Annotated in this window: 17 protein-coding genes; 11 read left to right on the top strand and 6 right to left on the bottom strand. The window is 48.9% G+C overall.

Annotated features, from left to right (window positions below; translation table 11 throughout):
- Positions 1–35 precede the first annotated feature (35 nt).
- The 5 genes from ICL07_RS30790 to ICL07_RS30770 all read right to left on the bottom strand — a co-directional run bounded on the left by ICL07_RS30790 (position 36) and on the right by ICL07_RS30770 (position 5,467).
- Positions 36–2,621: a phosphatidylglycerol lysyltransferase domain-containing protein gene (locus ICL07_RS30790; protein ID WP_188091891.1), complete on the bottom strand. Its 2,586-nt coding sequence runs from the start codon at positions 2,619–2,621 to the stop codon at positions 36–38.
- Positions 2,622–2,726: 105 nt separating this feature from the next.
- A complete protein-coding gene (locus ICL07_RS30785) occupies positions 2,727–2,963 on the bottom strand; it encodes a hypothetical protein (protein ID WP_188091890.1) in 237 nt (78 codons plus the stop codon).
- A gap of 213 nt (positions 2,964–3,176) precedes the next feature.
- Positions 3,177–3,614, bottom strand: a complete 438-nt coding sequence (locus ICL07_RS30780; protein ID WP_188091889.1) for a universal stress protein — start codon at positions 3,612–3,614, stop codon at positions 3,177–3,179.
- 46 nt (positions 3,615–3,660) lie between these two features.
- The gene (locus ICL07_RS30775) at positions 3,661–4,233 is read right to left on the bottom strand and encodes a TetR family transcriptional regulator (protein WP_188091888.1); all 573 of its coding nucleotides are present in this window, start codon (positions 4,231–4,233) and stop codon (positions 3,661–3,663) included.
- An 841-nt stretch (positions 4,234–5,074) separates the two neighbouring features.
- The gene (locus tag ICL07_RS30770) at positions 5,075–5,467 is read right to left on the bottom strand and encodes a hypothetical protein (RefSeq protein WP_188091887.1); all 393 of its coding nucleotides are present in this window, start codon (positions 5,465–5,467) and stop codon (positions 5,075–5,077) included.
- 508 nt (positions 5,468–5,975) lie between these two features.
- Here ICL07_RS30770 and ICL07_RS30765 point away from each other — a divergent pair.
- From ICL07_RS30765 to ICL07_RS30720, 10 genes are all read left to right on the top strand, one after another.
- A complete protein-coding gene (locus ICL07_RS30765; RefSeq protein ID WP_188091886.1) occupies positions 5,976–7,760 on the top strand; it encodes an alpha-L-fucosidase in 1,785 nt (594 codons plus the stop codon).
- Positions 7,761–7,785: 25 nt separating this feature from the next.
- Positions 7,786–9,945, top strand: a complete 2,160-nt coding sequence (locus ICL07_RS30760; protein ID WP_223152149.1) for an alpha-galactosidase — start codon at positions 7,786–7,788, stop codon at positions 9,943–9,945.
- Positions 9,946–9,978: 33 nt separating this feature from the next.
- On the top strand, positions 9,979–11,322 hold the full coding sequence (locus ICL07_RS30755; RefSeq protein WP_188091885.1) for an alpha-L-fucosidase: 1,344 nt from the start codon (positions 9,979–9,981) through the stop codon (positions 11,320–11,322).
- 1,074 nt (positions 11,323–12,396) lie between these two features.
- On the top strand, positions 12,397–12,870 hold the full coding sequence (locus tag ICL07_RS30750) for a response regulator transcription factor (protein ID WP_188091884.1): 474 nt from the start codon (positions 12,397–12,399) through the stop codon (positions 12,868–12,870).
- 537 nt (positions 12,871–13,407) lie between these two features.
- The gene (locus ICL07_RS30745; RefSeq protein WP_246485211.1) at positions 13,408–15,888 is read left to right on the top strand and encodes a glycoside hydrolase family 2 TIM barrel-domain containing protein; all 2,481 of its coding nucleotides are present in this window, start codon (positions 13,408–13,410) and stop codon (positions 15,886–15,888) included.
- A 23-nt stretch (positions 15,889–15,911) separates the two neighbouring features.
- Complete coding sequence (locus ICL07_RS30740) at positions 15,912–18,440, top strand: glycoside hydrolase family 95 protein (RefSeq protein ID WP_188091883.1); 2,529 nt, start codon at positions 15,912–15,914, stop codon at positions 18,438–18,440.
- Positions 18,437–20,296: an alpha-L-fucosidase gene (locus ICL07_RS30735; protein WP_188091882.1), complete on the top strand. Its 1,860-nt coding sequence runs from the start codon at positions 18,437–18,439 to the stop codon at positions 20,294–20,296. The genes ICL07_RS30740 and ICL07_RS30735 overlap by 4 nt, the downstream gene beginning before the upstream one ends.
- Positions 20,297–20,304: 8 nt before the next feature.
- On the top strand, positions 20,305–22,092 hold the full coding sequence (locus tag ICL07_RS30730; RefSeq protein WP_188091881.1) for a glycoside hydrolase family 36 protein: 1,788 nt from the start codon (positions 20,305–20,307) through the stop codon (positions 22,090–22,092).
- A 64-nt stretch (positions 22,093–22,156) separates the two neighbouring features.
- The gene (locus ICL07_RS30725) at positions 22,157–23,308 is read left to right on the top strand and encodes an alginate lyase family protein (RefSeq protein ID WP_188091880.1); all 1,152 of its coding nucleotides are present in this window, start codon (positions 22,157–22,159) and stop codon (positions 23,306–23,308) included.
- Positions 23,309–23,361: 53 nt separating this feature from the next.
- Positions 23,362–23,604: a hypothetical protein gene (locus tag ICL07_RS30720; RefSeq protein WP_188091879.1), complete on the top strand. Its 243-nt coding sequence runs from the start codon at positions 23,362–23,364 to the stop codon at positions 23,602–23,604.
- On the opposite strand, the gene ICL07_RS30715 is transcribed toward ICL07_RS30720, so the two are convergent.
- A complete protein-coding gene (locus ICL07_RS30715; RefSeq protein WP_188091878.1) occupies positions 23,593–24,885 on the bottom strand; it encodes a tetratricopeptide repeat protein in 1,293 nt (430 codons plus the stop codon). The two genes, ICL07_RS30720 and ICL07_RS30715, sit on opposite strands and share 12 nt — an antisense overlap.
- Before the next feature lie 141 nt (positions 24,886–25,026).
- On the opposite strand from ICL07_RS30715, the gene ICL07_RS30710 reads away from it, so the two are divergent.
- Positions 25,027–25,953, top strand: a complete 927-nt coding sequence (locus tag ICL07_RS30710) for a FecR family protein (RefSeq protein WP_188091877.1) — start codon at positions 25,027–25,029, stop codon at positions 25,951–25,953.
- Positions 25,954–25,955 lie beyond the last annotated feature (2 nt).

Below are 25,955 nucleotides of genomic sequence, written 5' to 3'. Positions count from 1 at the left end.
TATCTCCTTCCTCTAAATCAAAATCTGTTCCTTACTCAGGGTTGCATCACCTTGCTCAGGGCGGTGGGTAACTGAAGCAGATCGAAGTCGTGTTCGTAAATCAGGTACTTGTTGGTCCACATAGTGGCGTACTTATCCTTGAACTCCCGTAACCCCTGGTAATGACGGAAGAAACGGAGTTTTTCGTAGGCATATTTCACCATTTTTTCGGCGGTGTTCTCCGGTTGACTGATGCCGGACATCGGTACCATTCCCAGGTTGAGGAATTGTAAGCCCTTGCCCTGGGCGTCCTGTATCAATGCGATGATCAACGCATCCATGACACCACCGGGCGCATTGGTACGCTTGCGGATCAGGTCATAGGTACATTCACCGGGTGCATAATCGGGGATGATGTTGAGAAACGCCGCGATATTGCCTTCTGCGTCGGTCACCGTGATGACATCCTGGTCACGCATGGCAGCAGCATCAAAGAGACCTTGTGAAAACGTCATCTCCTTTACCTCGTATTGTGCCAGCCATTCATCGCTGACAACCTTCAGGGCGCTTAACATGGCAGGCGACTGTGGCGCCGGATGCAGCTGCGTTACATAACCCTTGTTACCCAGGCTGTTGAGTGCATTCCGTAAGGATTTTTTATCCTTACCGCTTAAGGTGAAATCACGGATGTCCATAATCGCTTCCTGTCCGATCAACATTTTTTTCTTCTTCAGCTGGCTGAAATAATAGGTGCTATCTTCATCTACCCGGTAAAAAGCGGGCCGAAGGCCCATCTTCTTACATTGTTGCTCAAATTCTTCCAGCAGTAACAGCTTATTGTCTTCGCTGCAAACCGGCTCTTCCAGCACAATGGCAAAACTGCTGGCTACCCGGTAAGCGATAAAACCTTCGTACTGATCAGATACAAAGAGCACTTTATCTTGTCCTACCTTGAAATAGTCCATGGGCGAATCGCCATATTGACTGAGGTAGAAGCGGGCTTTTTCGAGAGAAGTGGTGGTATGCTGTGATACATGCAGGTAGGGCCGGATGATTGTGTAAAACAGGAAAGCCCAGGCGCTGACACCCAGTACCCGGATGGCTGACATAAACTCTTTCGCAAAACGGGTGACAGGCTGCAGGCCATCATCTTCCAACAACATAAAACAGTGGAAAGCATGGCGGAGGGATTGTTGCCAGGTAAAGTCAATACCAAAATGGCGCACGTTCAGAAAATAAAACCCGATGGTCCCGAAAAAGAGTACCAGCAGGAAAGTGGCTACGGCCGTGACAACGCCGATATTCACCAGTTGAGGATTGCTTTTAACCCGATATTGCCGGGCAGTTATCAGCAACAGTATGCTGGTCACCAGTGCCAGGCTGGCTTCTTCATAATCCAGCGCTTTACTGATGTGACCGAATACAGATATTAACGACACCGACAAAGCCACGATCCATGCGCTGCGCAGGCCCCGGAAAAGAAAGGTGGCCGTTACCAGCAGGATCAGCCCGGAAAACACCACCAGCAGGTTAGACGCATGTATGGAAGTGCCGGGAATATATGCCCGCAACAAGTGCATACGATAGGCTAACGGTGGCGTGAGTACGGAAAATATGTTGACCATCCCCAACAAAAATATCAGGATAGGAGGAAGCAATCGCAGCACCAGTTCCCGACCTTTCAGGGCGAAAGCTACCATACCAGCGGCCAGTGGTAACCAGAACTCAAACAACCGGAACAACAGCGTGATCTCCAGGGCCTGGAGTGTCGTATAACCATAGTTGCTGAGCAGGTAGGCAAGCGACAGTTCAATGGCGCCCAGTCCGCGCAGGAAGGGAGATATGATGAGGAAGATAGTGGCCACAATATAGCCCACACAGGCGGCTTCCAGGGAGGGCGTTACACCCGTGGCCAGCATACTGAGATACAGGTGGGCCACACCGGCCACTTCAATCAGCACGGAGGCCAGTACCGTATACATAAAAGAAGGCACCGATAAATGGAAGGTAAACATCTCATCCACCTTATGTGCAGTAGCCGGAAAATAGCGGATCAGCAAATGATAGACCTTGCCCTTGGTTTGCATAGAGTGCACCAGCCATACCACCACGCCCAGCAACAGGCAAATAGCTGCCAGTCCCCAGCCGGCATCTTTCATACTGCCGGTGTGCAGCATGGCATACATCACTACCGGGATGCCCACCAGGAACACGGAAAGGATACCGATAAAACCATAGATGCCTGAAGCCTGGTGTATCTGCTGTTTATGCAGCTGTGCCCGGCGGAGGCTTTGGGGTACATAGGCCAGCGAACTGATACCGCCAGCCGGCAGGAATACGGACAGGAGGTTGCGCTTCAGAAACAATTCCGTGCCGAGGTAAGTGTTCAGTTTGGAGCGCACCGCGCGGAAACTGAATACATACATGAGCGCCTGTAGCAGGATATACACTCCGGTGACAGCGATGCCAATGATCACCCAAACCCGGTCGGCCTTTTCAATGGCGGGTACCAGGGATTTCAGTTCATGGCGTTGGGAACGGAAAAAATAAATGGCTAACAGGATAAATAACAGCGCCAGCAACTCCTTCCAATGGAGCTTACGCAAAAAAGCTGCAGACAGGATATTTTTTTCAAAAGGCATGGTAAATGGTAATACTTTGATTTTGTTGTCAACCTGCAAAGTTAACCTTCTCACTGGTGTAAACCCGCGTATAGCAGGGAGTTTAAGCGTATTTTAATATCTGGGCTATTCCATTAATACGATTTTTTCGGTATGTATAGTTTGCCCATTTTCATCTAAGAACTGCAGGAAGTATATGCCTCTGGCGAGATAGGAATGTATATCCGGCGAGTAATAGCTACGCGTAGGCAGGGGTTGCTGATATTCCTGTGTGAGTATCCGCCAGCCGGGAACATCCAGGAGGGCAATGGCTTTTACATGGATACCGGCGCCATAGTAAATAGGTAGTTCTTTTTCATGCACATGAAATTTGAGGGGGTGATTGGAATAAGGAAACAAAGCAGTATAGGACCCGGTTTTGGGGCTGTAGGATGGTTGGGGTGCAATGATCCGGCGGTAACTAATTCAATATAAATATACGCATTCCCGTTAGGTTGGCCGCAAAAAAAATCCCGGCCGAAGCCGGGATATCTGCAACAGACAGGGCCGTTTGCTGTTGTCTGGAAGTATTGTTACTTAGTGTTCTTCTTTGTTGTAGGGAACCACGAGTACGGGTATACGGGCATGGCGGATGATGTATTCTGCCGTGCTGCCTACCAGCATGTGATTGAGTCCGGTGCGTCCATGGGTACCGACGATCAGCATAGCTGCCTGTACATCGTGTGCCTCATCGAGCGTTTCATTTTTCGGATTGCCGGTTGTTACACGGATGTTGATATTGGCAGCCGGGTACTTGTCTTTGTAGCCTTGTAAGATGTCTTCTGCTTCCTTGATCCTGCCTTGTATGTCATCGGTAAATACGGGTCCGGTTTCCGGCAGGCCGAGGCCCATGCTGATTTCGATCACGGTGAACAGTGTGATGGAGGCGTTCATTTGGTTGGCCAGCTCGACACCTGTGTTGATCACGTGTTCAGAGAAAGGACCCAGGTCAACTGCGATCAATATTTCTGCCATATGCGGTGTATTTATTTGTGAATAATTATTCATTTATGATCTGTTCTCAGGCTTTGATAGCGTCCCAGCAAAGGTCGAAGGTAGTGTTCATCCTTGTTTTGGTGAGTGTTGATCCGGTGTAGTGGATTTGTTTCACCAGTTCATTCATGGCGCCGATAATAAAGGCGACCAATATATCCGGTTCCAGGTTTTTGATCAGTTGTTCCTTTTGTCCCCTGGCTATCAGCGCATAAAGCGGTTCAGCCAGCTGTCGCGCTTTTTCACGGGTAGCGGCAGTAATGTAGGGAGAGTGGTAACACTGTTCCTGGAAGATGAACTCTTCAAAATTGTGCAGCCGGTAACGGAGTATATTCATCCAGATGCTCCGGAAGCCGGGTTTGAATGGCTGCTGTGCATCATATCCCCGGAAGGATACCATAACGGAATTCTCCCGGCAGGCAGCGAACAACGCATTAATGAGCGCATCCTTATTATCGAAATAAACATACAGGGTGCCGGTAGCAATACCTGCTTCTTTTGAAATATCCCCCATGGTCATGCCGGCCAGCCCCTTTTTAGTTACCAGCTTGAGCACAGCCCCGAAAATACGGGCATACTTCTTATCGTCTTTCAATTTCACGATACAAATATAAGTGAATATTTATTCAGTAAAAAGTGTTTGTGAGGGAGGGGAAATCTGGAGAAAGGCAAACTCAGATAAGCCGGAAAAGAGAAGAATAACGACTATAAATGCACCGAAAAAGCAACGTTCTATGATAACCTGCCGTAGCCTATAAAGTGCTGCGGTTTAAACCATGCCGGCAGATAACAATAATTAGAAAAAAAATCCAACTGGCCTGGACAAGCCGATTGGGGTTTAGCTGAGATATTTGTTAGATGTATGCATTTCATTTGTTACTGGTTTTCATAACGCAGTGTTAGGACCGTAATATTACTGGCAATCCCCGCTGGTTTAGTTAATAGAATCTTAACGCCCTCGGATTAACAAATGCAAATGCTGTTGAGGTTGACTGAAACCCTTTATGGATAAGGATTGGCTGTTTTGGGTTATTTATCCACAGTTATTAACAGGTATCCACATACGATATCCACAGGAGTGTTGATAACCTTCGGAAGCCTTGACTGTAGAGAGGGTGGTATGCCTGGTTGACGATTGGGAAAGGTGAAATGAACGGTTTATCCACAAACGTTATCCACATGATAAACGAGAGCCGTTGAAAGGATGATGTGGCAGGGAGATCGGCAGGGTATAGCTCAACTCCCCTCGGGGAAAGCGCCTGCTGACAGACCATAAATGATATCAGGGAATAAGCAGCGCCAGGAAAGTCACGCCCACTGCGTTGTTGAACGCTACCACCGGATGGTGACAGCCGCAATATGTTTGTCAGCAACAGTTAACGGGGAGACTGTTTTGCTTTGTAGCCCGAATGCCTTAACCAGTCAACTTAAGGGAAGATGCCTTATTGAAAAAAGTCCATTAACGCTTTGGCAACTTTTTCGGGACTATTATCGTTATCAGCGGCGGTATGTCCCAAACAGCGAAATGTTATACGCTTTGCCGCAGGCAAAGCAGTACTTAACGTATCCAGTGCCAGTTTAAGATAACGTTGACTCCTGGTTCCACCCATCAGTAGCATGGCTGCTTTAATGTCTTTACACTGGTCTATCAGTTGGGGTGACTCACCTACCAGTATGAGATCGTAATGCATGGTCGGTATTAAGGCTTTATAGGTCACCTCATCGCCGGTTTGTTTCTTCGCAACGCCCGGTCCGGACCCGGTTTGTCTATAACCAATCCTTGTTCCATCCCTTGAAATAACATAACCGGTAGCAAATTGCTCTGAGAGGGGCATTGCTGGATCTGCGTTTATACGCTAAATGTACAATAAAGTGGCGCTACACAGGTTCGCGGTTACCAGTATTAACAAACATGAGAAACATCGTCGTAGTAATACGCCTCAACTGCAATACAACAGCAGTACTTCCCGTTTCCCATTCCCGCAAAAAAATAGCCCTCGCTGTGACAATGCAGCAAGGGCCTGAAAAACATTCACATGTCATCTGCAGAAATGTAGAGCACTGACAGATGTAATAATCGAAATTGAAGCCTAGTAATATGTTTGAATAAGATGATTGTTATGGTTGAGGAAGTTATCATGCAGGGTACATTCTTAACTTCTGGCACCGAAGATAAAAATTACATGCTGAATAATTGGTTAACCGTTCGTTAATACGGCGTATAGTCTTCCACGCTACCTTTTCTTGTAGCATTTTCCCTATCCCTGATAGCATTTTCCAGACACTTGCAGATGCCGCTGCTTATGTATATTTTTTGACCGATGCTATAAAAAATTCAGCGTTATGAAACGATTTGCACTGTTGCTATGGACGGTATGTCTGTGTTCTGCTCTATTTGCGCAGGATATGCCCGACATGTGGACAAAATCAGGTGGTAACCCCACCCACCCGGGCCTGAAATGGTTTACAGAAGCCAAATTTGGACTTTTTATACACTGGGGTCTATACTCCAAACTCGGCGGTCGCTGGAAAGACAGCAGTTACTACGGCAGCGGTGAATGGATCATGAACCGCGCCAAAGCACCGGCGGCGGAATATGCACAGGTCGCCAAAACATTCAACCCGCAAGGCTTCGACGCTGACGAATGGGCTACCATAGCCCGCGAAGCAGGTGTGAAATACCTCGTTATCACGGCTAAACATCATGAAGGTTTCAGCATGTTCGACTCGAAAGTAACCGACTTCGATATCGTAAAGGCATCTCCCTACGGTAAAGATCCGATGAAAGCACTCTCCAGGGCCTGCCGTGATAATGGCATACAGTTCGGATTCTACTACTCCCAATTCCTCGACTGGCACGAACCTAACGGCGGCGGCAATAGTTGGGACTTCAAAACAAAAGACAAAGATTACCAGCAATATTATCGCACCAAATCCATCCCGCAACTGAGAGAACTGCTCACCAACTACGGCCCGCTGGGACTGGTATGGTTCGATATGCCGGGAGGACTCACGCCTGAACAAACCAAACGGATGATTGACAGTCTGCGGCTACTGCAGCCTAACTGCCTTTTCAGTAGCAGGGTAGGGCACGGACTGGGCGACTACCGCGATTTCGGCGACTCCGAGGTGCCGCCGGTACCCATCGACGGCGCCTGGGAATCTATCTATACCCACAACGATTCCTGGGGTTATATCCAGCATGATCTCAACTTTAAATCTCCCGAAGAAATCATACACCTCCTGTCCAACGTAGCTTCCAAAGGGGGTAACCTGATGCTGAACGTTGGTCCGGACGGAGACGGTAAATGGCCGCAGTACTCCATCAACTACCTGAAAGCTACGGGTAAATGGTTACAACAATACGGTGAAAGTATTTATGGTACTACCTATGGCCTCATCCCGGCACAGCCCTGGGGCGTTACCACCAGCAAACCGGGTAAATTATTCCTGCATGTATGGGAGACGCCAGCCAACCGGAAACTGCGTATCCCGGGTGTAGATGCGAAAGTGAAATCCATTAAAATACTGGGCACCCGGCAAACGCTGACCTTTACCCAGCAACCTGGCGAAACCACAGTACAACTGCCGGTAACGCTGCCGGATACACGCAATACAGTGCTCGTGATGGAATACGACGGTCAGCAGTCCGATCTGTCACAGCTGCGTACCCAAACCGTCAGCAACCAATATAAAGCGGCGGAAATACCGGCTGTATGGGCTGTTTACAATGGCGCTGCGAAAAACAAACTGTTTACCTGGTCACATTATTTCGGTGACTGGAAACATGATAACTGTGCTTACGACATGACCGCTCCGGAAGATGCGTTGGTGTTTCCACTCGATATACAGGATACCGGCGATTATAAAGTGATCCTCGACTACGCCTGTGATCAGGCAAGCGCTACCCAACAGGGCGTGGTAACGCTCAATGGCCAGCAGTTGCCCTTCCTGACATTGTTTGCCGGCAATTATGATACCCACCAACCGCTGATGTTTATACATCATGCCGTGGGTATATTGCATATAGATAAACCCGGAAAACATAACCTGACCGTAAAGCCGGTATCGGGCAACAAAAAGGAATTGTTCCGGTTGCGAAAGATCATATTGCAACCGGTGAAATAAACAGATGCTAAAATCATAGTGACCAATGAAAAAAATGCCCTCCCTGATGTTATTGGCAGCAGGCATGTATGCCTCACTGGCAACAGCACAGGTGAAAACGCCGGCCCATGACTGGCTGGTAAACCCCAAAGGGTTTACCGCTACCGCTACGGAAAAAGAAAAAACGATCGTGCTCGGCAACGGACTGCTAAGCCGCAGTTTTCGTACGGCCCCTAACGTTATCTGTACGGATTACCGTAACCTCGTGAGCGGTGAACAACTGCTGCGCGCCGTAAAACCGGAAGCCCGGCTCTTTATCAACGGTCACGCCTACCAGGTAGGCGGCGCTACCGGTCAGCGTCAAAACGCTTATCTGTTGCCCGCCTGGCTCGATCAGCTACAGGCTGGCAGTAATGATTTTATTTATACCGGTCACGAGTTGACGGATATCCGGCCGGTGCTGAACTGGAAGGCAGCACGCTGGTGTTCCAATCCCCGCCAGGCCACGGGTAAAGCGGTGATCTTCACCTATAAAGCCCAGGCGCCGGAATTACAGGGCGTTACGGTGAAAGTACATTACGAAGTATTTGATGGTATCCCGCTGTTATCCAAATGGCTGGAGATAACTAACGGTACCGCACAAACGCTCAGGCTGGACCAGGTAGTAAACGAAATACTGGCCACTCCGGAAGAAGAATCTGCCGTGGTAGGCCGTCCGGAGATGATTAAAACACCCCATGGCATATACGTGGAAAGTAACTACTCGTTCAACAACGCTATGACAGCGAGCCTCAGCGATCAAACCACTCACTGGAAAACAGATAGTACCTACACCTCGCAGGTGAATTACGACCTGCTTACTCCCTGCCTGCTGGAAGTACATCCTAAAGTGCCGGTAGGTATTACCCTGGCTGCCGGTGAACATTTTGAGTCTATCCGTACCTATGAACTGCTGCTCGATGGTTATGACCGCGAACGCAACGGACTGGCCAAACGCCGGATGTACCGCACGCTGGCGCCCTGGACAACGGAAAACCCCATCTTCATGCACCTGGTGAGTACTGATCCGGTGAAAGTAAAAAACATCATCGACCAATGTGCGGCCACCGGTTATGAAGGCGTGATACTTAGCTTCGGCAGTGGTCTCAATATGGAAGACACCAGTGCGGCCAATATCACGAAATACAAAGCCCTGGCAGATTATGCACATAGTAAAAAAGTGATGCTGGGCGGTTACTCCCTGTTTTCGAGCAGGCGTATCAGTGATGAAGATGATGTGATTAATCCTGCTACCGGTAAACCCGGTGGGGCTTTCTTTGGCAACGCACCCTGCCTGGGCAGCAAATGGGGACTTAGCTACCTGGCTAAATTAAAATATTTTATTACTACCACCGGCTTCGATATCTTCGAAAACGACGGCCCTTATCCCGGCGATGTATGCGCTTCTTCCACGCATCCCGGTCACAGTGGCAAAGAGGACTCCCAATGGAAACAAATGCAGCTGCAAAAAGGGTTATATCATTTCCTGAATGAGAAAGGTGTATATATCAACGCACCTGACTGGTATTTCATGGATGGTACCAACAAAATCGCGCTGGGATACCGGGAGGTGAATTTTTCATTGCCCCGGACAGAACAGCTGATCCTTAACCGGCAAAATATTTTTGATGGCACCTGGGAAAAAACACCCTCCATGGGCTGGGGATTTGTGCCGTTGAGTGAATACCATGGCGGCGGAGCCGATGCTACCCTGGAGCCGCTGAAAGAGCACCTCGATACCTATGAACAGCTGATGATGCAGTATTATGGTGCAGGGGTACAGGCCTGTTACCGTGGTCCGCGCTTGTATGACACTGACAAGACCCGTCAACTGGTGCAGCAGGTGGTGAGCTGGTATAAAAAATACCGTGATATTCTCAATACAGATGTGATACACCTGCGTCGCCCTGATGGCCGTGACTGGGATGGTATCATGCATATCAGCGCCGCGCTGCCGCAGAAAGCAATGGTGATGTTGTACAATCCGACAACGGCGCCTGTTACCCGGGAGATAGCGCTGCCACTGTATTATAGCGGTCTTGCCCAAACCGTAAAAATAAGGGAGAAAGAAGGCCCGTTGAAAACGTATACCCTTGACCGTCAGTATACCGCCCATGTGAAAGTGACGATTCCTGCCTCCGGATATACCTGGCTGGTGGCCGAATAAACCTTAATCAACAACTCCATTTAATGCTTATTTATGAAAAAGCTGACATTCGCCATTATGACCCTGCTGTGCTGCCTGCAAATACAGGTACAGGCACAAAAAAAGATTTTTAACGAAACACCCGAACAAAAAGAAAAGCGGCTGGCCTGGTGGCTGCATGACCGTTTTGGTATGTTTATCCACTGGGGTTTGTATTCCCTGCCTGCCCGTCACGAGTGGATTAAAAACTACGAACGCATGACGGACAGCGCTTACCAGAAGTACTTCGATAACTTCGATCCGGACCTGTACAATCCCCGCGAATGGGCGCGTATGGCTAGAGAAGCCGGTATGAAGTATGCGGTCATCACTACAAAACACCATGAGGGATTCTGTCTGTTTGATTCCAAATTCACGGATTATAAAGCCACGAAGACCGCCATCAAAAAAGACCTGATCAAGGAATGGGTAGAAGCTTTCCGGGCAGAAGGACTGAAAGTGGGCTTCTATTATTCACTGATTGACTGGCATCATCCGGACTTTACTGTGGACCGGGTACACCCGCAACGTACCAACAATGCACAGGAATATGAGCGGCTGAATCAGGCCCGGGATATGTCTAAGTACCGCACTTACCTGTTTAACCAGGTGAAGGAGCTGATGACGAATTATGGTAAGATAGATATCCTGTGGACCGACTTCTCTTACCCGGGTGATCATGGCAAGGACCATAACGACTGGAATTCCATTGAGCTGATAAAAATGGTGCGTAAGCTGCAACCGGGCATTATCATTAACGACCGGCTGGACCTGGAAGAATATGATGATGGCGGCGATTTTGTGACGCCGGAGCAATACAAGGTGTCCGAATGGCCTACCCGTAACGGTAAGCGTGTACACTGGGAAACCTGTCAGACCTTTTCCGGCTCCTGGGGTTATTACCGGGACGAGACCACCTGGAAAGACAATAAACAGTTGCTGGTGTTGCTGATTGAATCGGTAAGCAAGGGCGGTAACGTATTACTCAACGTGGGGCCTACCTCCCGTGGGCTAATCGATTCCCGCGCCCAGGAAAGGTTAGCCGGTATGGGCGCCTGGATGAAAGTCAACAGCCGCTCTATCTACGGTTGTACCGAAGCGCCTGCTGATATTCAGCGGCCGGACAACACCCTGCTCACTTATAATCCTGACACGAAAAGATTGTATGTGCACCTGCTGGATTACCCATTGCAACGTATAGCCCTGCCCGGATTAAAAGGCAAAGTGAAATATGCACAGTTTCTGCATGACGGATCTGAACTGAAAATGAAAGGCGACGATAAAGGCGCGTTAGTCGTGGATGTGCCCGTACGGAAGCCTGACGTTGAAATTCCGGTTATCGAGCTGATGCTGGAGTAGCCGGTATCCGGCTGCAAAGAGTATGAAAAACGCAACGGCGGAAGGTCATTAACGGCCTTCCGCCGTTGCGTTTTTATGACTATAAGAAAAAAGACTTCTTTTTGTGAAAAAGATGTTATTTTTAACCTACCATTTCTTTTTTGTTAAACATTCGGAATGAAGCAATTAGTCAACATAAGAAAGATAATTTTGCGATGGCAGGTATCTTTTCCGCTTCAGCATACCGGTATCTCCGGTAGGTCTTAATGTCATCAATACAGTCATGGAGCAACCATATCAGCCAGCTATGTGCGAGGTCAGGGATATAACGGCAACATATATACCGGATACCGGAGCAAACAGCTGAAAAACCTTAAACCATTAAACGATATTCCCGAAGCGGCTGTGAGCCGACTTTCCGGGGAGAACAGATGAAAACAACTCATTGAAAACCGTAAGACTGTCCTGGCATTTTATCAATCCGCTGAAGACAGGGACCAAAAGGCCACAACCAACAAAATCCAGGGTGTTTTTCCGGAATATTCATCAACCTGTTCCGGATAACCGAATTTGAAAAAATAAGTGCGGCAGTGTAAAAATGTGTAGGAATGGTTAAAATACGATATATATGATTAAATATAATTTGTTAGAATTGCAAAAATAGCCAGCTTTCAAAAAGCTGATAACTAGTTGATTGTAATTCAGTTAATCCTTAAATTATTGATTTTGACCACGTTAGTTGTTAGTTTTATCTCTAATATAGAACAAATTGTATATTAATATTTTTTGAAAAACCATATACGTATCCGATTGACTGCTGCTAGTAATTGTTTCAAATTTGTTTGGGGTATGGAAACCGTGTGAACTTTCCATTATACAAAATATTCAGCCATACCAACTTCCAGACTTACGGTTAAAATGGAAGATTTTTTTCATACGAAATATACATAACCCAAAAGGAATAATATGAAAAAAGTGCGGCCTATAAATGCTGGTCATTTAGGAGAAGGGGAGGTTTATGAGGTTGCAGCATTGCATAGCGAATCAACGAATGTGTTACAACAATTAGCTAAAGATATCTGTAACCTGGTTTTTATGGATATAGAGATACCTGGATTGACTGCGATTGAAGCTGCCAGCATTGTAAAAGCTGCATATCCTGACATCAATGTGATTTTGCTGACGTTGAATGAAAAAGGTAAATCCCTGACAGAGATGCCCGTCCGTGAGGAAGGGCTGGAGGTGGATCATATTCCTCCTGTATCCCTGACAGAGTTTATATCGCAGGTATATGAAACAGCGCTGCAATCAAATATGGTAGCAGTAAATAAGGTATTGGCGTTTTTCCGGAAGGAGCGCGGAAGTTATCATGATCCTTATGGATTGTCACCCCGTGAAAAAGAAATTCTGCGTTGCCTGGTCAACGGTGATACCTATAAGCAGATTGCGGAACATTGCCACATTAGTGTGGGAACGGTGCGATCGCATATTATGAATATCTACCGCAAACTTGATGTGAATTCCCGGTCCAATGCCATTGTTAAGGCCATGAAAGAACGCCTGGTCTGAACTTTTACCGGTAAATGCTGACTTAAACGCCATGAAAGAATAACTGGTGTAAGCCCCTTGCCTGTGCTTGTGCCTGAACTACCTGAACTATGATGGCCATGATTACCACTGATTTCGCTGATGGGCGAAGATCGGCACGATTTGCCATGTGCTCCATAGTACTTTTTTATTCATTGGTATAAAGGAACCTATTACAAGCTCCGCATGGGCGGTTTACCGGCAGGCTACGCACTGATCTTCGCCCATCAGCGAAATCGGCTATAATCATGGCTATCGGCGTTCCAGTTTAGATACCATTGATAAAAGACAAAATAATAGTGAAAGTTATGCAACCGTTTGCATAACTTTCACTATTCTATTTTAAACCTGCTGCCAAACACGTTATGAAAGAAAAGAAAGCAGTCAGGAAAATAATAGCAGCAACCAAATTCAGACAACTTTTGGAACACCGTGATACAATGAAATGAACTGCCATGAAGGCCTCGCCGGCAATGGCAGTAGCGGCGTTTCATTTTGACCAACAACCGATTTACCAACATGATGGAAAGAAAAAGATTCTGGTGGATGTTAGGCTGCCTTTTAGCAAGCGCTATCCTTTGTGAGGCACAACAATCAACCCGCCTGACACAACGATGGGAATACCTGCGGGGTGACCTCGGCGGTATCTGGGAAGCCGTGCGACCGGCAACGGAAGGCAGCCCGGAATCAGTGCCGCTATGGCAACAGGTAACCCTGCCACATTGTTTTAATGCCACAGATGCCGTGAACCCGGATGAAAACTACTACGAAGGTCCCGGCTGGTACCGAACCCTGCTGGATGTCAAAAATCCCTATAACAGCGGCCGTACACTGCTGCACTTCGAAGGAGCAGGGCAGAAAACTACGGTATATGTATATACTACAAAAGTAGCGGCACATACCGGCGGCTACGATGAGTGGACGGCAGATATTACCGGGGCAGTGCAACAATTCCTGCAATCGCCGGATGCCAAACGGTTCAAAGGAAAAGTACCACTTTCCATCCGTTGCGATAATACCCGCGACCTGGAAATGATCCCCTCCGATATGTCGGACTTTAACGTATACGGCGGATTATACCGTTATGTTAATCTCGTATATACGCCGGCGTTATCTTTTGAGACGTTGCATGTACAAGCCGTGACAGATGCTGCTGGCAATAACGGTACACTCTCCGTCAGCGCCGCTTTCCGCAACCCCGGCCACGTTTTCCGCGGTACACTTGAACTGCGTGTGCTCGATCCGCAAAATAAAGTAGTAAAGGAAATTCGTCAGGATATCGATATACAAACAGGTGAACAACAACTGGCAGGCATCTCCCTGAAAAAACCGGTATTATGGTCGCCCGACCAGCCCCGGCTGTATACCATAGCTGCCCGTATCACCGCTGCCGGCGAAACCGCGGAATGGAAAGACCATACCGGCTTCCGTCATTTTGAATTTGTAAAACAAGGACCCTTCCTGCTCAACGGCAAACGACTGCTGCTGCAAGGCACCCACCGGCATGAAGATCACGCGGGCGTAGCTGCTGCTATGACGGAAGACATGATCCGCCAGGAAATGCTGCTTATCAAAAACATGGGCGCTAATTTCATCCGGCTGGGGCATTATCAGCAATCCCGCATCGTACTGCAATTATGCGATAGTCTCGGTATCCTCGTATGGGAAGAAATTCCGTGGTGCAGAGGTGGCCTCGGTGGCGACAGCTATAAAGATCAGGCTCGCCGTATGCTCACCCATATGATCAGTCAGCATCGTAACCACCCGGCGGTGATCCTTTGGGGACTGGGCAATGAAAATGACTGGCCTGGCGACTTTCCGGAGTTTGATAAGGAAAAAATCCGGGGCTTCATGTCGGAACTGAATACCCTGGCACATCAGCAGGACAGCACCCGGAAAACCACTATCCGCCGCTGCGATTTCTGTAAAGACATCGTAGATGTATACTCGCCCTCCATCTGGGCTGGCTGGTATCGCGGCCGTTATACAGAGTATAAATCCGAAAGCCTGAAAGAAATAGCGCGTGTACCACATTTCTTCCATGCGGAATGGGGAGCTGACAGCCACCAGGGCCGCTTTGCGGAGGACCCGGAAAAATTCATCCGGCAGGTAGCCACCGGAAAAGGCGCCGATGAACGCACCGGCGATTTTGCCCTCACCGGCGGTAATGCCCGCGCCTCTAAAGACGGTGACTGGTCTGAGTCCTACGCGGTGAACCTGGTAGACTGGCACCTGAAGGAACAGGAAACCATGCCGCAACTCACCGGTACAGCCTATTGGGTGTTCAAAGATTTTTCCACACCGCTGCGCCCTGAAAACCCGGTTCCTTATGTCAATCAAAAAGGCATTGTAGCAAGAGATCTGACGCCAAAGGAAATATATTACGTGTTCCAGTCGTACTGGACCAAAACACCGATGGCGCATATCTATGGCCACGGCTGGCCCGTGCGCTGGGGTAAGGAAGGCGAGGCGAAAGAAATACGGGTATACTCCAATTGTACCGAAGCAGAACTGTTTGTAAACGGTAAAAGCGCCGGCATGAAAAAACGGAATAGCCAGGATTTTCCCGCTGCTGGTCTGCGTTGGCAGGTGCCATTGCAAACCGGCGCCAACCAGGTGAAAGTAGTGGCCCGTAACGGCAAAGAAACCATTACGGATGAAGTAACCTGGCAGTATCAAACCGATACCTGGTCAGCTCCTGTGAAATTAATCGTAGAAGAAGATAAATCCTTTTCCGGCAATAATCTCCGGAAAGTGCGCGTGAAAGCGGTAGATGAAAAAGGCGTACTATGCCTGGATGCAGCCAGCGAAATCACTTTCTCCGCAGCCGGAGACGGCCGGCTGATCATCGATCAGGGCACCGCCAGCGGTTCCCGTAAAGTACAGCTGGCTAACGGTCAGGCCTGTATTTTTCTGCGCACCGGCAGCGGCAAAGGCAGCACTGTAGTAGCTGCCACCGCGAAAGGAATAGCTACCGGCATGACAACCATTACCTATTAACTGTACTCAAACACAATGTGCTCATGAAAAAACTTTTTACCGGAATAGGGCTGCTGCTGATCTCGTGGCAGGCCAACGCCGCGCCGCCGGCAGATTCCCTGCTGAAGCTCTGGTACAAACAACCTGCCCGTCAATGGGTGGAAGCACTGCCGGTGGGCAATGGCCGCATCGGCGCCATGGTTTTCGGCGGCGTACAAAAAGAAGAATTACAACTCAATGAAGGGTTCCTTTGGTCCGGTACACCGCGTAACGGCGATAACCCACTGGCCAAAGAAACGCTGCCACTCATGCGCCAGGCGCTGAAAGAGGGGAGATATATGGACGCTGACAAGCTGGCGAAAAAAATGATGGGCACCTACAGTGCCCGTTATGTAACGCTGGGCAGCCTTTTCATTGAAAATGATATTCCACAGGAAGCGACTGATTATCGTCGCGAACTGGATCTTACCAAAGGTGTTAATAAAGTATCCTATACCGCTGCAGGCGTGCATTACACGCGGGAAGTGTTTTCCAGTTATCCTGCGCAATTGCTGGTAGTACGATATACTGCCAGCAAACCCGGTATGCTGACTTTTCATACCTCCTTCGCCAATCCAATGCCACATACCAACAAGGCGGTCAACCATCACTATCTCGTGATGAAAGGCCGTTGCCCGGAATACGTGGCTGCCCGTCCTTATGAAGCCAAACAAATCGTTTATGGCGATAAAGGCATTAACTATGAAGTGCATATGGATGCCCGCACCAGCGGTGGTAAAATAAATACCGATACTGCCGGCATTACCGTGAGCGGCGCTACAGAAGCCATGCTGCTGGTATCTATCGGTACCAGTTATAAAAATCCGGAGGACTGGGCCGGTGATCCTGCCGCTGCCGCTGTTGCTCCGTTGAAGAAAGCTCAGGGTACTACCTATGCTTCCCTGCTGAAAGCCCATCTGTCCGACTATCAGCGTTTATTCAATACCGTAACCCTCAACCTGGGCGCCGATGGCGGTGAACAATTACCGACCGACGAACGTCTGAAAGTATATACCCAAAACGGCGGTAACTGCGATCCGCAGCTGACTACCTTATTATACCAGTATGGCCGTTACCTGATGATTGCCGGTTCCCGTAAAGGTGGTCCCGCGCTTTCGCTGCAAGGCTTGTGGAATAAAGACATGCAGCCGCCATGGGGGTCTAACTATACGATCAATATCAACACGGAAATGAACTATTGGCCCTCTGAACCGGCTAACCTGTCGGAATGCGGCCAGCCGTTATTTGATTTTATTCATAAGATGGCTAAACGCGGACGTGTAACCGCTGCCGTTCATTATGGCGCTTCCGGATGGACCGCTCACCATAACACCGATATCTGGGCCATGACCAACCCCGCCGGTGGTTTCGATTTCAGCGATCCCAACGGTAATCCCAAATGGGCGATATGGCCTATGGGCGGCGCCTGGCTGAGCCGCCACCTGTGGGAACACTACCTGTATACCGGTGATAAACAACAGCTGGCGCAACTGTACCCCGATCTGAAAGGGGCTGCGGAGTTTATGCTTGACTGGTTGATTAAAGATGAAAACGGCCATTGGGTAACGAATCCATCCACTACACCGGAGAATAATTTTTTGATAGATGGAAAAAGAGTAGGTTCTGTTAGCATCGCTTCCACGATGGACCTGTCTATTATCCATGACCTGTTTACCAATACCATCCGCGCCGCTGCCGTGCTGGGCAAGGATGCGGATATGGTGGCTAAAATGAAAGACAGGATGAAAGATATGTATCCTTTCCATGCAGGCCAGTATGGCCAGTTACAGGAATGGTATAAGGATTGGGATGATCCGAAAGACAGTCACCGTCACGTATCTCATGTGTACGGCCTGTTCCCGGGTAATTTCATTAACCCCCGCCGGGATACGGTTCTTGCGGCAGCGGCTAAACGTAGTCTGCTGCTGCGCGGCGATGGCGGCACGGGCTGGTCCAAATCCTGGAAGATCAATTGGTGGGCACGGCTGGAAGATGGTAACCACGCCTATACGATGTTAAACAAACAGCTGTTCCTCGCCGGCGGCCAGGAAGTGAGCGTGGCGGATAACAGCGGTGGTTCTTATCCCAACCTGTTCGACGCACATCCGCCATTCCAGATAGATGGCAATTTCGGTGTTACCTCCGGTATTACTGAGATGCTGCTACAAAGCCATGATGGCGTAATACACCTGTTGCCCGCCCTGCCGGATGCGTGGCCTTCCGGCAGCGTAAAAGGCCTGAAAGCCCGTGGTGGTTTTGAAGTAGATATAGAATGGAAAGACGGTCAGCTGACGCACGCTGTAGTACGTTCCGCACTGGGCGGTAACCTGCGCGTACGTACGTCCAAAGCCGTAAAGGTGAATGATGCTGCATTGCAACCTGCTTCCGGCGTGAATAACAACCCTTTTTATCCTTTGCCGTTACCGGTGAAAACAGTGGTGAAAGATGCATCTAAACTGGCGGAACTGCCACTGAAACAGGTATACGAATATGACGTGCCCACTGTGGCAGGCAAAACCTATGACATACGATGAACGTTAGAAAAACATTATTGAGTATAGCCGCCGGCGTTATATCCGTTACTGCCGTTGCCCAGGTAAAGGGGGATGATGACGGTATCCTTTCGCAGCGGGCTGCCGGCAGGGATAAAGCCGCTATAGATACGGCAGTCAACGGTTGGTGGACCGCTTCTATGAAAAATCATGATCAGCGTATCGCCTGGTGGCGGGAAGCCCGCTTCGGCTGTTTTATTCACTGGGGCGTATATTCTGTTCCTGGTGGTGAATGGAAGGGTAAAGAAGTGCCTGGCTACGCCGAACACCTGATGCGCAAGGAAAAAATCAGCCGTCAGGAATATGCCGATCAACTCATCAAACATTTTAATCCGGAACACTTCGATGCAGATGCCTGGGTAAAAATGATCAGAGACGCAGGCATGCGTTACCTGGTCATCACCGCCAAACATCACGATGGAGTGGCCATGTATCCTACTGCTATCGGCGATTACAGCATCAGTCAGTCGCCTTTTAAGCAGGACCCTATGGCGGCTTTGTCTGCCGCCTGCAAAAAATATGGTATCCGCTTCGGCTTCTACTACTCACATGCCTTCGACTGGGAGCATCCGGACGCACCGGGCAATGATTGGGATTACGACAATCCCGGTGGCGACAAGAACCTCCATGGTGGCGGTAACTGGTATGACGTACATCCGGAATTGTTGCCCAAGGCGGTGAAATATGTCAATGAAAAATCCATACCGCAAATACAGGAATTGCTACGAAAGTATCATCCTGATATACTGTGGTTTGATACGCCGCATAAACTGCCGCTGAGTGAGAATATCCGTATTCTACAGGCTATTCGTGCAGTAGATACGAATGTGGTAGTCAATGGAAGACTGGCCCGCAGTAGCGGCATCTCTTTCGGGGATTATAAAAACACCGCCGACAGACCGGCGGAGTTTTATCCGGTTACCGGCGACTGGGAAGCGATTCCTACCACCAATGAATCGTATGGGTATTCCCGTTATGACAAGAGTCATAAGCCACCGCGTTTCTTCATTCAGCTTATGGCTAAAGCGGCGTCCAGAGGAGGCAACCTGTTAATGAACATCGGTCCCAAAGGAGACGGCAGCATCGATAATGCGGACAGCTTAATCCTGCATGGTATCGGTAGCTGGATGAAAGAAAACGGAGAAAGTATTTACGGCACCACCGCCTCACCATTGCCGCCGCAGCCCTGGGGAGTAAGTACCCGGAAAGGCAATAAACTCTATCTGCATGTATTTGAATGGAGTAATCCATTGTATGTCGGCGGTTTGATGGGTAAGGTGGAAAAGGCCTACCTGCTGGCGGATAAACAACCACTGAAAGTAACGCGCCTCAATCCGAAAGATGTAAGCATTGCGGTGGGAGACCTGGCATCGGCTAGTCCGGATAACGTGATCGTGCTGGAAATGAAGGATATAAAAACCGACAGTGTGCGCGTATTGGATACCCGGCGTATCAACAACGTGCTGCTGGCTTTTGATGCGATACAACATGGGAAGGGTTTCTCTTTCGGAGATGGTAAAAAAGCCGCTTATTTTGTACAGGGTTGGAAAAACATGGATCAGTACCTGAGCTGGAAAGTACGTATTACCCGTGACGCGGTGTTCAGCATTGGCATCAAGTACGCCACCGACCAGCCTCCGGGTAATGCCTATGAAATCCGTATCGGTAAAAATGTGATCAATGCGGAAGTGAAGCCGGCGAAAAAAACGGAGATCGTTACACAATCGCTGCAGGAAATTAAACTACCGGCCGGAGAATATGAAATCACGGTAAAGCCTACGCAGATCAGCGGGCCGGAGCTGATGAAACTATTTGAAATCACTATGCAACCAAAATGATAATCGTTATGAAAAAATATTCCCTGATAGGCTGTTTATTGCTGGGCCATCTGCTGGCAAAGGCAGGAGAAACAGACCAGTTTGTAAAATCACTGAAGGCCAGTCCTGCTACTGCTTTTCAATCGAGTGGCGCCGTAGCGCCTGCTACGGTAAAGGTAATACGTAACTGGAACGGCGAGTTGTGCGATGTGCGTGTAGTCAACACCGGTAGTCAGTCCATTAAACTGAAAGAAGTGGTGTTAGGGGCTGTAGGTAAGGTATTACCACCGTCTACCTCCTTTTATGCAGAAGGTTTTCAGATGCTGACACAAACTGCCGGCACGCTGGAAGCACCTAAAACACTGGGCAATTATACGGATGAAGGACACTATAAAATCCCCAAACCGGATGGTTACCTGGCTGTATATAACCTGCTGCGCCTGTATCCGGCAAAGGATGTACAGCTGCTGTTAGGATATACTTCCAGCAACCGTTTTGTGGGGAAGTTCTATCTGTCTGCCGATACCATTAAGGCGGTGGTAGACCTGGAGAACCTGGAACTGGCGCCCGGTAAAGAGTTTAAGCTGGAAGAACTGATGGTGCTGAGTGGTAAAGACGGCAACAACCTGTTGGACCGCTTCGCCAACCGTATTCATCATTTTCATCCGAGACTGGAGTTTAAGGCACCGCCTACTGGTTGGTGCTCCTGGTATTGTTTTGGTCCGAAAGTAACGGCGCAGAATATTTATGACAACCTGGATTATATCAAAACAAATATCCCTGCACTGAAATATATCCAGCTGGATGATGGTTATCAGCCGCATATGGGCGACTGGCTGGAAGTGGGTAATTCCTTTGGGGGCAATGTGCAGCAAGTGCTGCATACCATCCGTGATAAAGGATTTGAGCCGGCTATCTGGGTAGCGCCGTTTATTTGCGATAGTAATTCCACTATCTTCAAACAGCATCCGGACTGGCTGGTAAAAGATTTGAGCGGTAAGCCGCTGCGCAGCGACCTGGTGACTTTCGGCGGCTGGCGCCTGAAACCCTGGTATGTATTGGATGGTACCAATCCCGCAGTGCAGCAGCATTTGGAGCAGTTGTTCCGTACTATGCGCAACGACTGGGGCGTGACCTACTTCAAACTCGACGCTAATTTCTGGGGTGCTATTCATGGCGGCGTGTATTACGATAAAAATGCAACCCGTGTAGAAGCTTATCGCCGCGGTATGGAAGCCATTCTCAAAGGTACCCGCGATGCCTTTATCCTGGGATGTAATCATCCGTTATGGCCTTCGTTGGGACTGGTACATGGTTCCCGCAGCAGCATGGACATCAAACGTACCTGGACCGTATTTGAAAAATCGGGCCGTGAAAATCTTTATCGCTCCTGGCAGAATGGCCGGCTGTGGTGGAATGATCCTGACTGCCTGGTACTTACCGGTAGCATGCCCGACAACGAATACAACTTCCATGCAGCGTTGATATACGCTACCGGTGGTATGCTGCTCAGTGGCGACGACCTCACCAAAATAAGCCCCGAACGTTTAAACATGCTCCTCAAAGCGGTGCCACCTACCGCTAAGGCAGCGGCTTTTACCGATACTAATTTTGAAGTGGGAGAAGTTAACACTAACAGCGGAAAAAATATTATCTTCCTCAACTGGCAGACATCTCCCAAAAAATTAACGGTAAAACTGGATAAACCTTGCGAGGTGCTGGATTACTGGACAGGAAAGAGTTACGGCAAACATAGCGGTAGTTTTACCCTGGAACTGGATGGGCATGATGGAAAAGTATTTACCTTGAAACGCTAAGCATATCCGGCAAAGCAGCGAAGCATCACTTCGCTGCTTTGCATGAACCTATATCCTTTATATCATGCGGTATTACATCCTCTTCTTTATGCTGTTGGCCGGGCAATTGCAGGCACAGTCGCCCTTATTGAAAAAGGTATTGCAGGACACTAAACCAGCTATCCTGGAGCGGGCGGCGTGGGCGTTACAGCAGGCGCCGCTGACCATTACTGCGTTTAGCTGTGACCGTAGTGCCGGTGGTAAACACGATTTTTATTCAGAAGGCGACTATTGGTGGCCTGATCCGGTGCATCCGGATAGTCCGTATGTACAACGCGACGGACAAAGCAATCCGGCCAATTTCGTGGAGCACAGGCAGGTAATGATCCGGTTCAGCCGTATCATGGGCGCACTGGCAGCGGGGTATGTAGCTACCAAAGACAAAACTTACCTGCAACATGCGTTGGTACATGCCCGTGCCTGGTTTGAAGACAATGCTACCCGTATGAATCCCGGTTTGTTGTATGCACAGGCTATTAAAGGAAGAGCTACAGGCAGAGGGATCGGTATTATCGATACCATTCAACTGCTGGAAGTTGTGCAGGCCTTACGCATTATGGAGAAGGCCGGTATGATACCAGCGTCGGACCTGGCGGCGTTTAAGAGTTGGTTCACCGCTTATCTGAACTGGATGACGACGCATCCGTACGGCAAGGATGAAATGAATGCTAAAAACAATCACGGTACCTGCTGGGCTATGCAGGTGGCGGCTTTTGCACAGTTTACCGGTAACCGGGAGTGGACCGCGTTTTGTATCAACCGTTATAAAACCGTGCTGTTACCCGCGCAGATGGCGGAAGACGGCAGTTTCCCGCTGGAACTGAAGCGTACTAAACCTTACGGCTACTCGTTGTTTAATCTCGATGCCATGAGCACGCTCTGTCAGTTGTTGAGCGATAAGAAGAATGACCTGTGGCGTTATACCGCGGATCAGCGTAATATGGCCAAAGGGCTGGCATTTATGTATCCCTATATAAAAGACAAAAGTACCTGGCCTTACCCCAAGGATGTGATGTACTGGAGCGAATGGCCGGTAGCGCAACCATCGCTGTTATTTGGTGCAGCGGCTTTAAACAATACTGAATACTACCGGCTCTGGCTGATGTTAAACCATGACCCGCAGGTGGAAGAAGTGCTCCGGAACCTGCCCATCCGCAATCCTGTGATATATTTGTGATTTACGATTTTTTTTAATATCTTTAGGTTCCTATGAAATAAAACTTTAGCGGTATGAGTTGGATGAACGACTTATATGTTATTTACCAGAAACTGGATGCCAACAGTTGTGAAGCGGTAAAAAATGACATTCTTAAAGCCCAGATAGATGGCTGCAACAGAGGAGAGATTTACTTCCTGGTTTTACAGCAGCTGGTGCAAATAAAAAGAACAAAAGCGTCTGTATATGAGCTGATTAAGGGAGAAGTGGACAGCTTTATCCATTATAGTACCAGCCCGTATCGGTTATCCGCCTAATTCTTCGATCAGTTTCTGCACCTTGATATAATTGGGAGCCTGGGAGGGTATTTTTAATAACCAGTCCAGACATTCCTGCTTGTGTCCTTCCTTGAGATAACTCAGTCCCATGTAAAAAGCAGCTTCATATTTCAGGTCGTTGCTTTGCTGGTAAACCTGTATCAGATCTACCCTGGCCGGCTCCAGCTGGTTCAGGTCTACCTTGCATACACCCCTGTAGTAGCGGGCGTAAAGATTACCGGGATGTTGTTGCAGTACTTTATCGAGCAGCGTGATGGCATCGGCGAAATGGCCGCGGTTAAACTTTTCGATAGCTTCCCGGGGTAACCGGAGGCTGTCGGTATCGGGCGTCTGCATTTCTGTGGAAGCAAACTGACCATAGATATTTTTCCGCCAGGGGCTTACATACAACATGATAGCGATGCCTGCGGCAACGAGGGCAATGAGGATAACGGTATTGCGGATAGGCGTAGGCGTAGTTTCCTTCAGGGAATACCAGGCGTTACGACGGGAGAAAAGCTGATGCAGGAGCGCATCGCGCGACGTGTCTTTGCAGATACGTTGTGCAAGCAACTGCCGGAACAGGTCAAATCGTTTTACCTGCTGGTTAAGTGCAGTATCTGTTTTTAGCCGTGCTTCAAATGTTTTTCTTTCTGTTTCAGCCATTTGGCCGGAAAGAAAACGATCGCTGGCAGCCAGGTCTTCTGCGGCCATGCCGCCGGATTTGAGCCTGGAATCAAGGTTGCTGAAGAGGGAAAGGTAACAGGCTTGCCGGTTGGATGGTAAATCCTGCACCGGTATTTTAGTAGCAACGGCAATATCTTCCTGGAGACAGTTGGTGAGCGACCAGCTCAGCAGCTCTTTACAGCTGTCATTGAGCTGAAGGTAATAACTGTAGGCGAGCCTTCGTTTTTCACCTTCCCGCAGTACATCTTCTATGTCCTGCATATCATCGCGGCTGAGGGCGGCATTTTCTTCTGCTTCCATGCCGGCAATACGTTGTCCCCGGTTTTCCAGTTCCCGCTCCCAGATACGTTTGCAGAGCAATTGCAGAAAGGGCTCGAAGGAGCTTACCTGCAACGGATGACGCCGTGCATAGTAGTAGATGTCCATCAATGCTTCTTCGAAAATACGTGCTGCGTCTTTGACAGTGCCGCTCTTCTGCAGTATAAAACGTTTCTCTTTGGAGGCGAAACGCTGGTAGATATCATCAATGATTTCCGGGGTGTGATGCAGCAAGCCGTCAATGTAGTCCTGGTCGAAATGTATTTCAGGTGACATACCTATCGTTTTTGCCTTTTCGCTGTATTAAAAATATTAAACCTTCCCGAGGTAGCCTAATTATTTATTCTGTGCGCCGGCTTTTGTATCTTGCCGGATATACCATTATCCCAGCCACAGGACAGTAACTTTTTTGAATCTATGCCAGCTATTGATGAGCTGATTACACACTTTATCCAATCTCCGCACGATCCCGTGTTGCAGGAGACGATCGCCGTTTTGGTGGCGGAAAGCCCCGAAAAGGCGCGTTATGTGGAGGAAAAACTGGAAGCATGGCTGACGGTAGCCCAACTACCGGTAACACCTGCTACTACCGTGAAAACCTCTTCCACACCGTCTTTGCTGCAATCCGCCAAAATATGGATCGCGGCAGCAGTCCTCGTTGTGCTGGTAGCCGGCTGGTTTTATTTCCACCAGTCTTCCTCCCGCTCTTTACACACCATTGTCAACAACACCGGTCGCATAGATTCTTTACGGCTTCCGGATGGTAGCTGTGTCATACTGAACAAAAACGCGGCCATTTCGTTCGACAGCAGTCGCCGGCAATCTTTTTATGCGGAAGTATCCAAAGGCGAGGTGTTTTTTGATATGGGCCGCAATACTGTCTGTACGATATTGGTACCGGGAGGTTTCCAGCTGAAAACGAAAGCGGCCGCTTTTCATGTGCACGCGTCTGCCAACGGTTCCAAAGTGTTTGTTACCCGCGGCAAACTGGGTATAGCGGGAAAAGAACGGGATACGATGATGTTATCTGCCTATATGCAGGGAACGCTGGAACACCGTAAAACCCCTGCACGGAAGAAGCTGGTCAGTCAAAGCCCCCTGGCCTGGAGAACAGGTGAACGGGTGTTCCGCAATGTGCCCGCAGCAGAAATACTGGACGCTGTTTGCAGTATCTACGGCATACAAATCACAGTCCCTCCCTCTGCAGAAAGCCGTTGTGAAAAAAAGCTCACGATCAACCTGCACAAAAAAACAGAAAAGGAAACCATTTCCCTGTTACAGCAAAGCTTGTCCGCACACCTGGTGAAAGACAGTACTGACGTGTATTACCTGACAGTTAAATAACT

The organism is Chitinophaga qingshengii (assembly GCF_014529935.1).
GTDB lineage: Bacteria > Bacteroidota > Bacteroidia > Chitinophagales > Chitinophagaceae > Chitinophaga > Chitinophaga qingshengii.
The sequence above is the reverse complement of the archived record's forward strand: the minus strand, read 5'-3'. Positions and strand labels throughout refer to the sequence as shown.

Bases quoted from the DNA above. Each gene is read 5' to 3' on its own strand.
- ICL07_RS30765 (WP_188091886.1), top strand. From the start codon at position 5,976: ATGAAACGATTTGCACTGTTGCTATGGACGGTATGTCTGTGTTCTGCT.
- ICL07_RS30745 (WP_246485211.1), top strand. From the start codon at position 13,408: ATGATGGAAAGAAAAAGATTCTGGTGGATGTTAGGCTGCCTTTTAGCA.
- ICL07_RS30710 (WP_188091877.1), top strand. From the start codon at position 25,027: ATGCCAGCTATTGATGAGCTGATTACACACTTTATCCAATCTCCGCAC.
- ICL07_RS30750 (WP_188091884.1), top strand. From the start codon at position 12,397: ATGGATATAGAGATACCTGGATTGACTGCGATTGAAGCTGCCAGCATT.
- ICL07_RS30720 (WP_188091879.1), top strand. From the start codon at position 23,362: ATGAGTTGGATGAACGACTTATATGTTATTTACCAGAAACTGGATGCC.
- ICL07_RS30730 (WP_188091881.1), top strand. From the start codon at position 20,305: ATGAAAAAATATTCCCTGATAGGCTGTTTATTGCTGGGCCATCTGCTG.
- ICL07_RS30790 (WP_188091891.1), bottom strand. From the start codon at position 2,621: ATGCCTTTTGAAAAAAATATCCTGTCTGCAGCTTTTTTGCGTAAGCTC.
- ICL07_RS30780 (WP_188091889.1), bottom strand. From the start codon at position 3,614: ATGGCAGAAATATTGATCGCAGTTGACCTGGGTCCTTTCTCTGAACAC.
- ICL07_RS30735 (WP_188091882.1), top strand. From the start codon at position 18,437: ATGAACGTTAGAAAAACATTATTGAGTATAGCCGCCGGCGTTATATCC.
- ICL07_RS30755 (WP_188091885.1), top strand. From the start codon at position 9,979: ATGAAAAAGCTGACATTCGCCATTATGACCCTGCTGTGCTGCCTGCAA.
- ICL07_RS30715 (WP_188091878.1), bottom strand. From the start codon at position 24,885: ATGTCACCTGAAATACATTTCGACCAGGACTACATTGACGGCTTGCTG.
- ICL07_RS30770 (WP_188091887.1), bottom strand. From the start codon at position 5,467: ATGCCCCTCTCAGAGCAATTTGCTACCGGTTATGTTATTTCAAGGGAT.
- ICL07_RS30740 (WP_188091883.1), top strand. From the start codon at position 15,912: ATGAAAAAACTTTTTACCGGAATAGGGCTGCTGCTGATCTCGTGGCAG.
- ICL07_RS30760 (WP_223152149.1), top strand. From the start codon at position 7,786: ATGAAAAAAATGCCCTCCCTGATGTTATTGGCAGCAGGCATGTATGCC.
- ICL07_RS30725 (WP_188091880.1), top strand. From the start codon at position 22,157: ATGCGGTATTACATCCTCTTCTTTATGCTGTTGGCCGGGCAATTGCAG.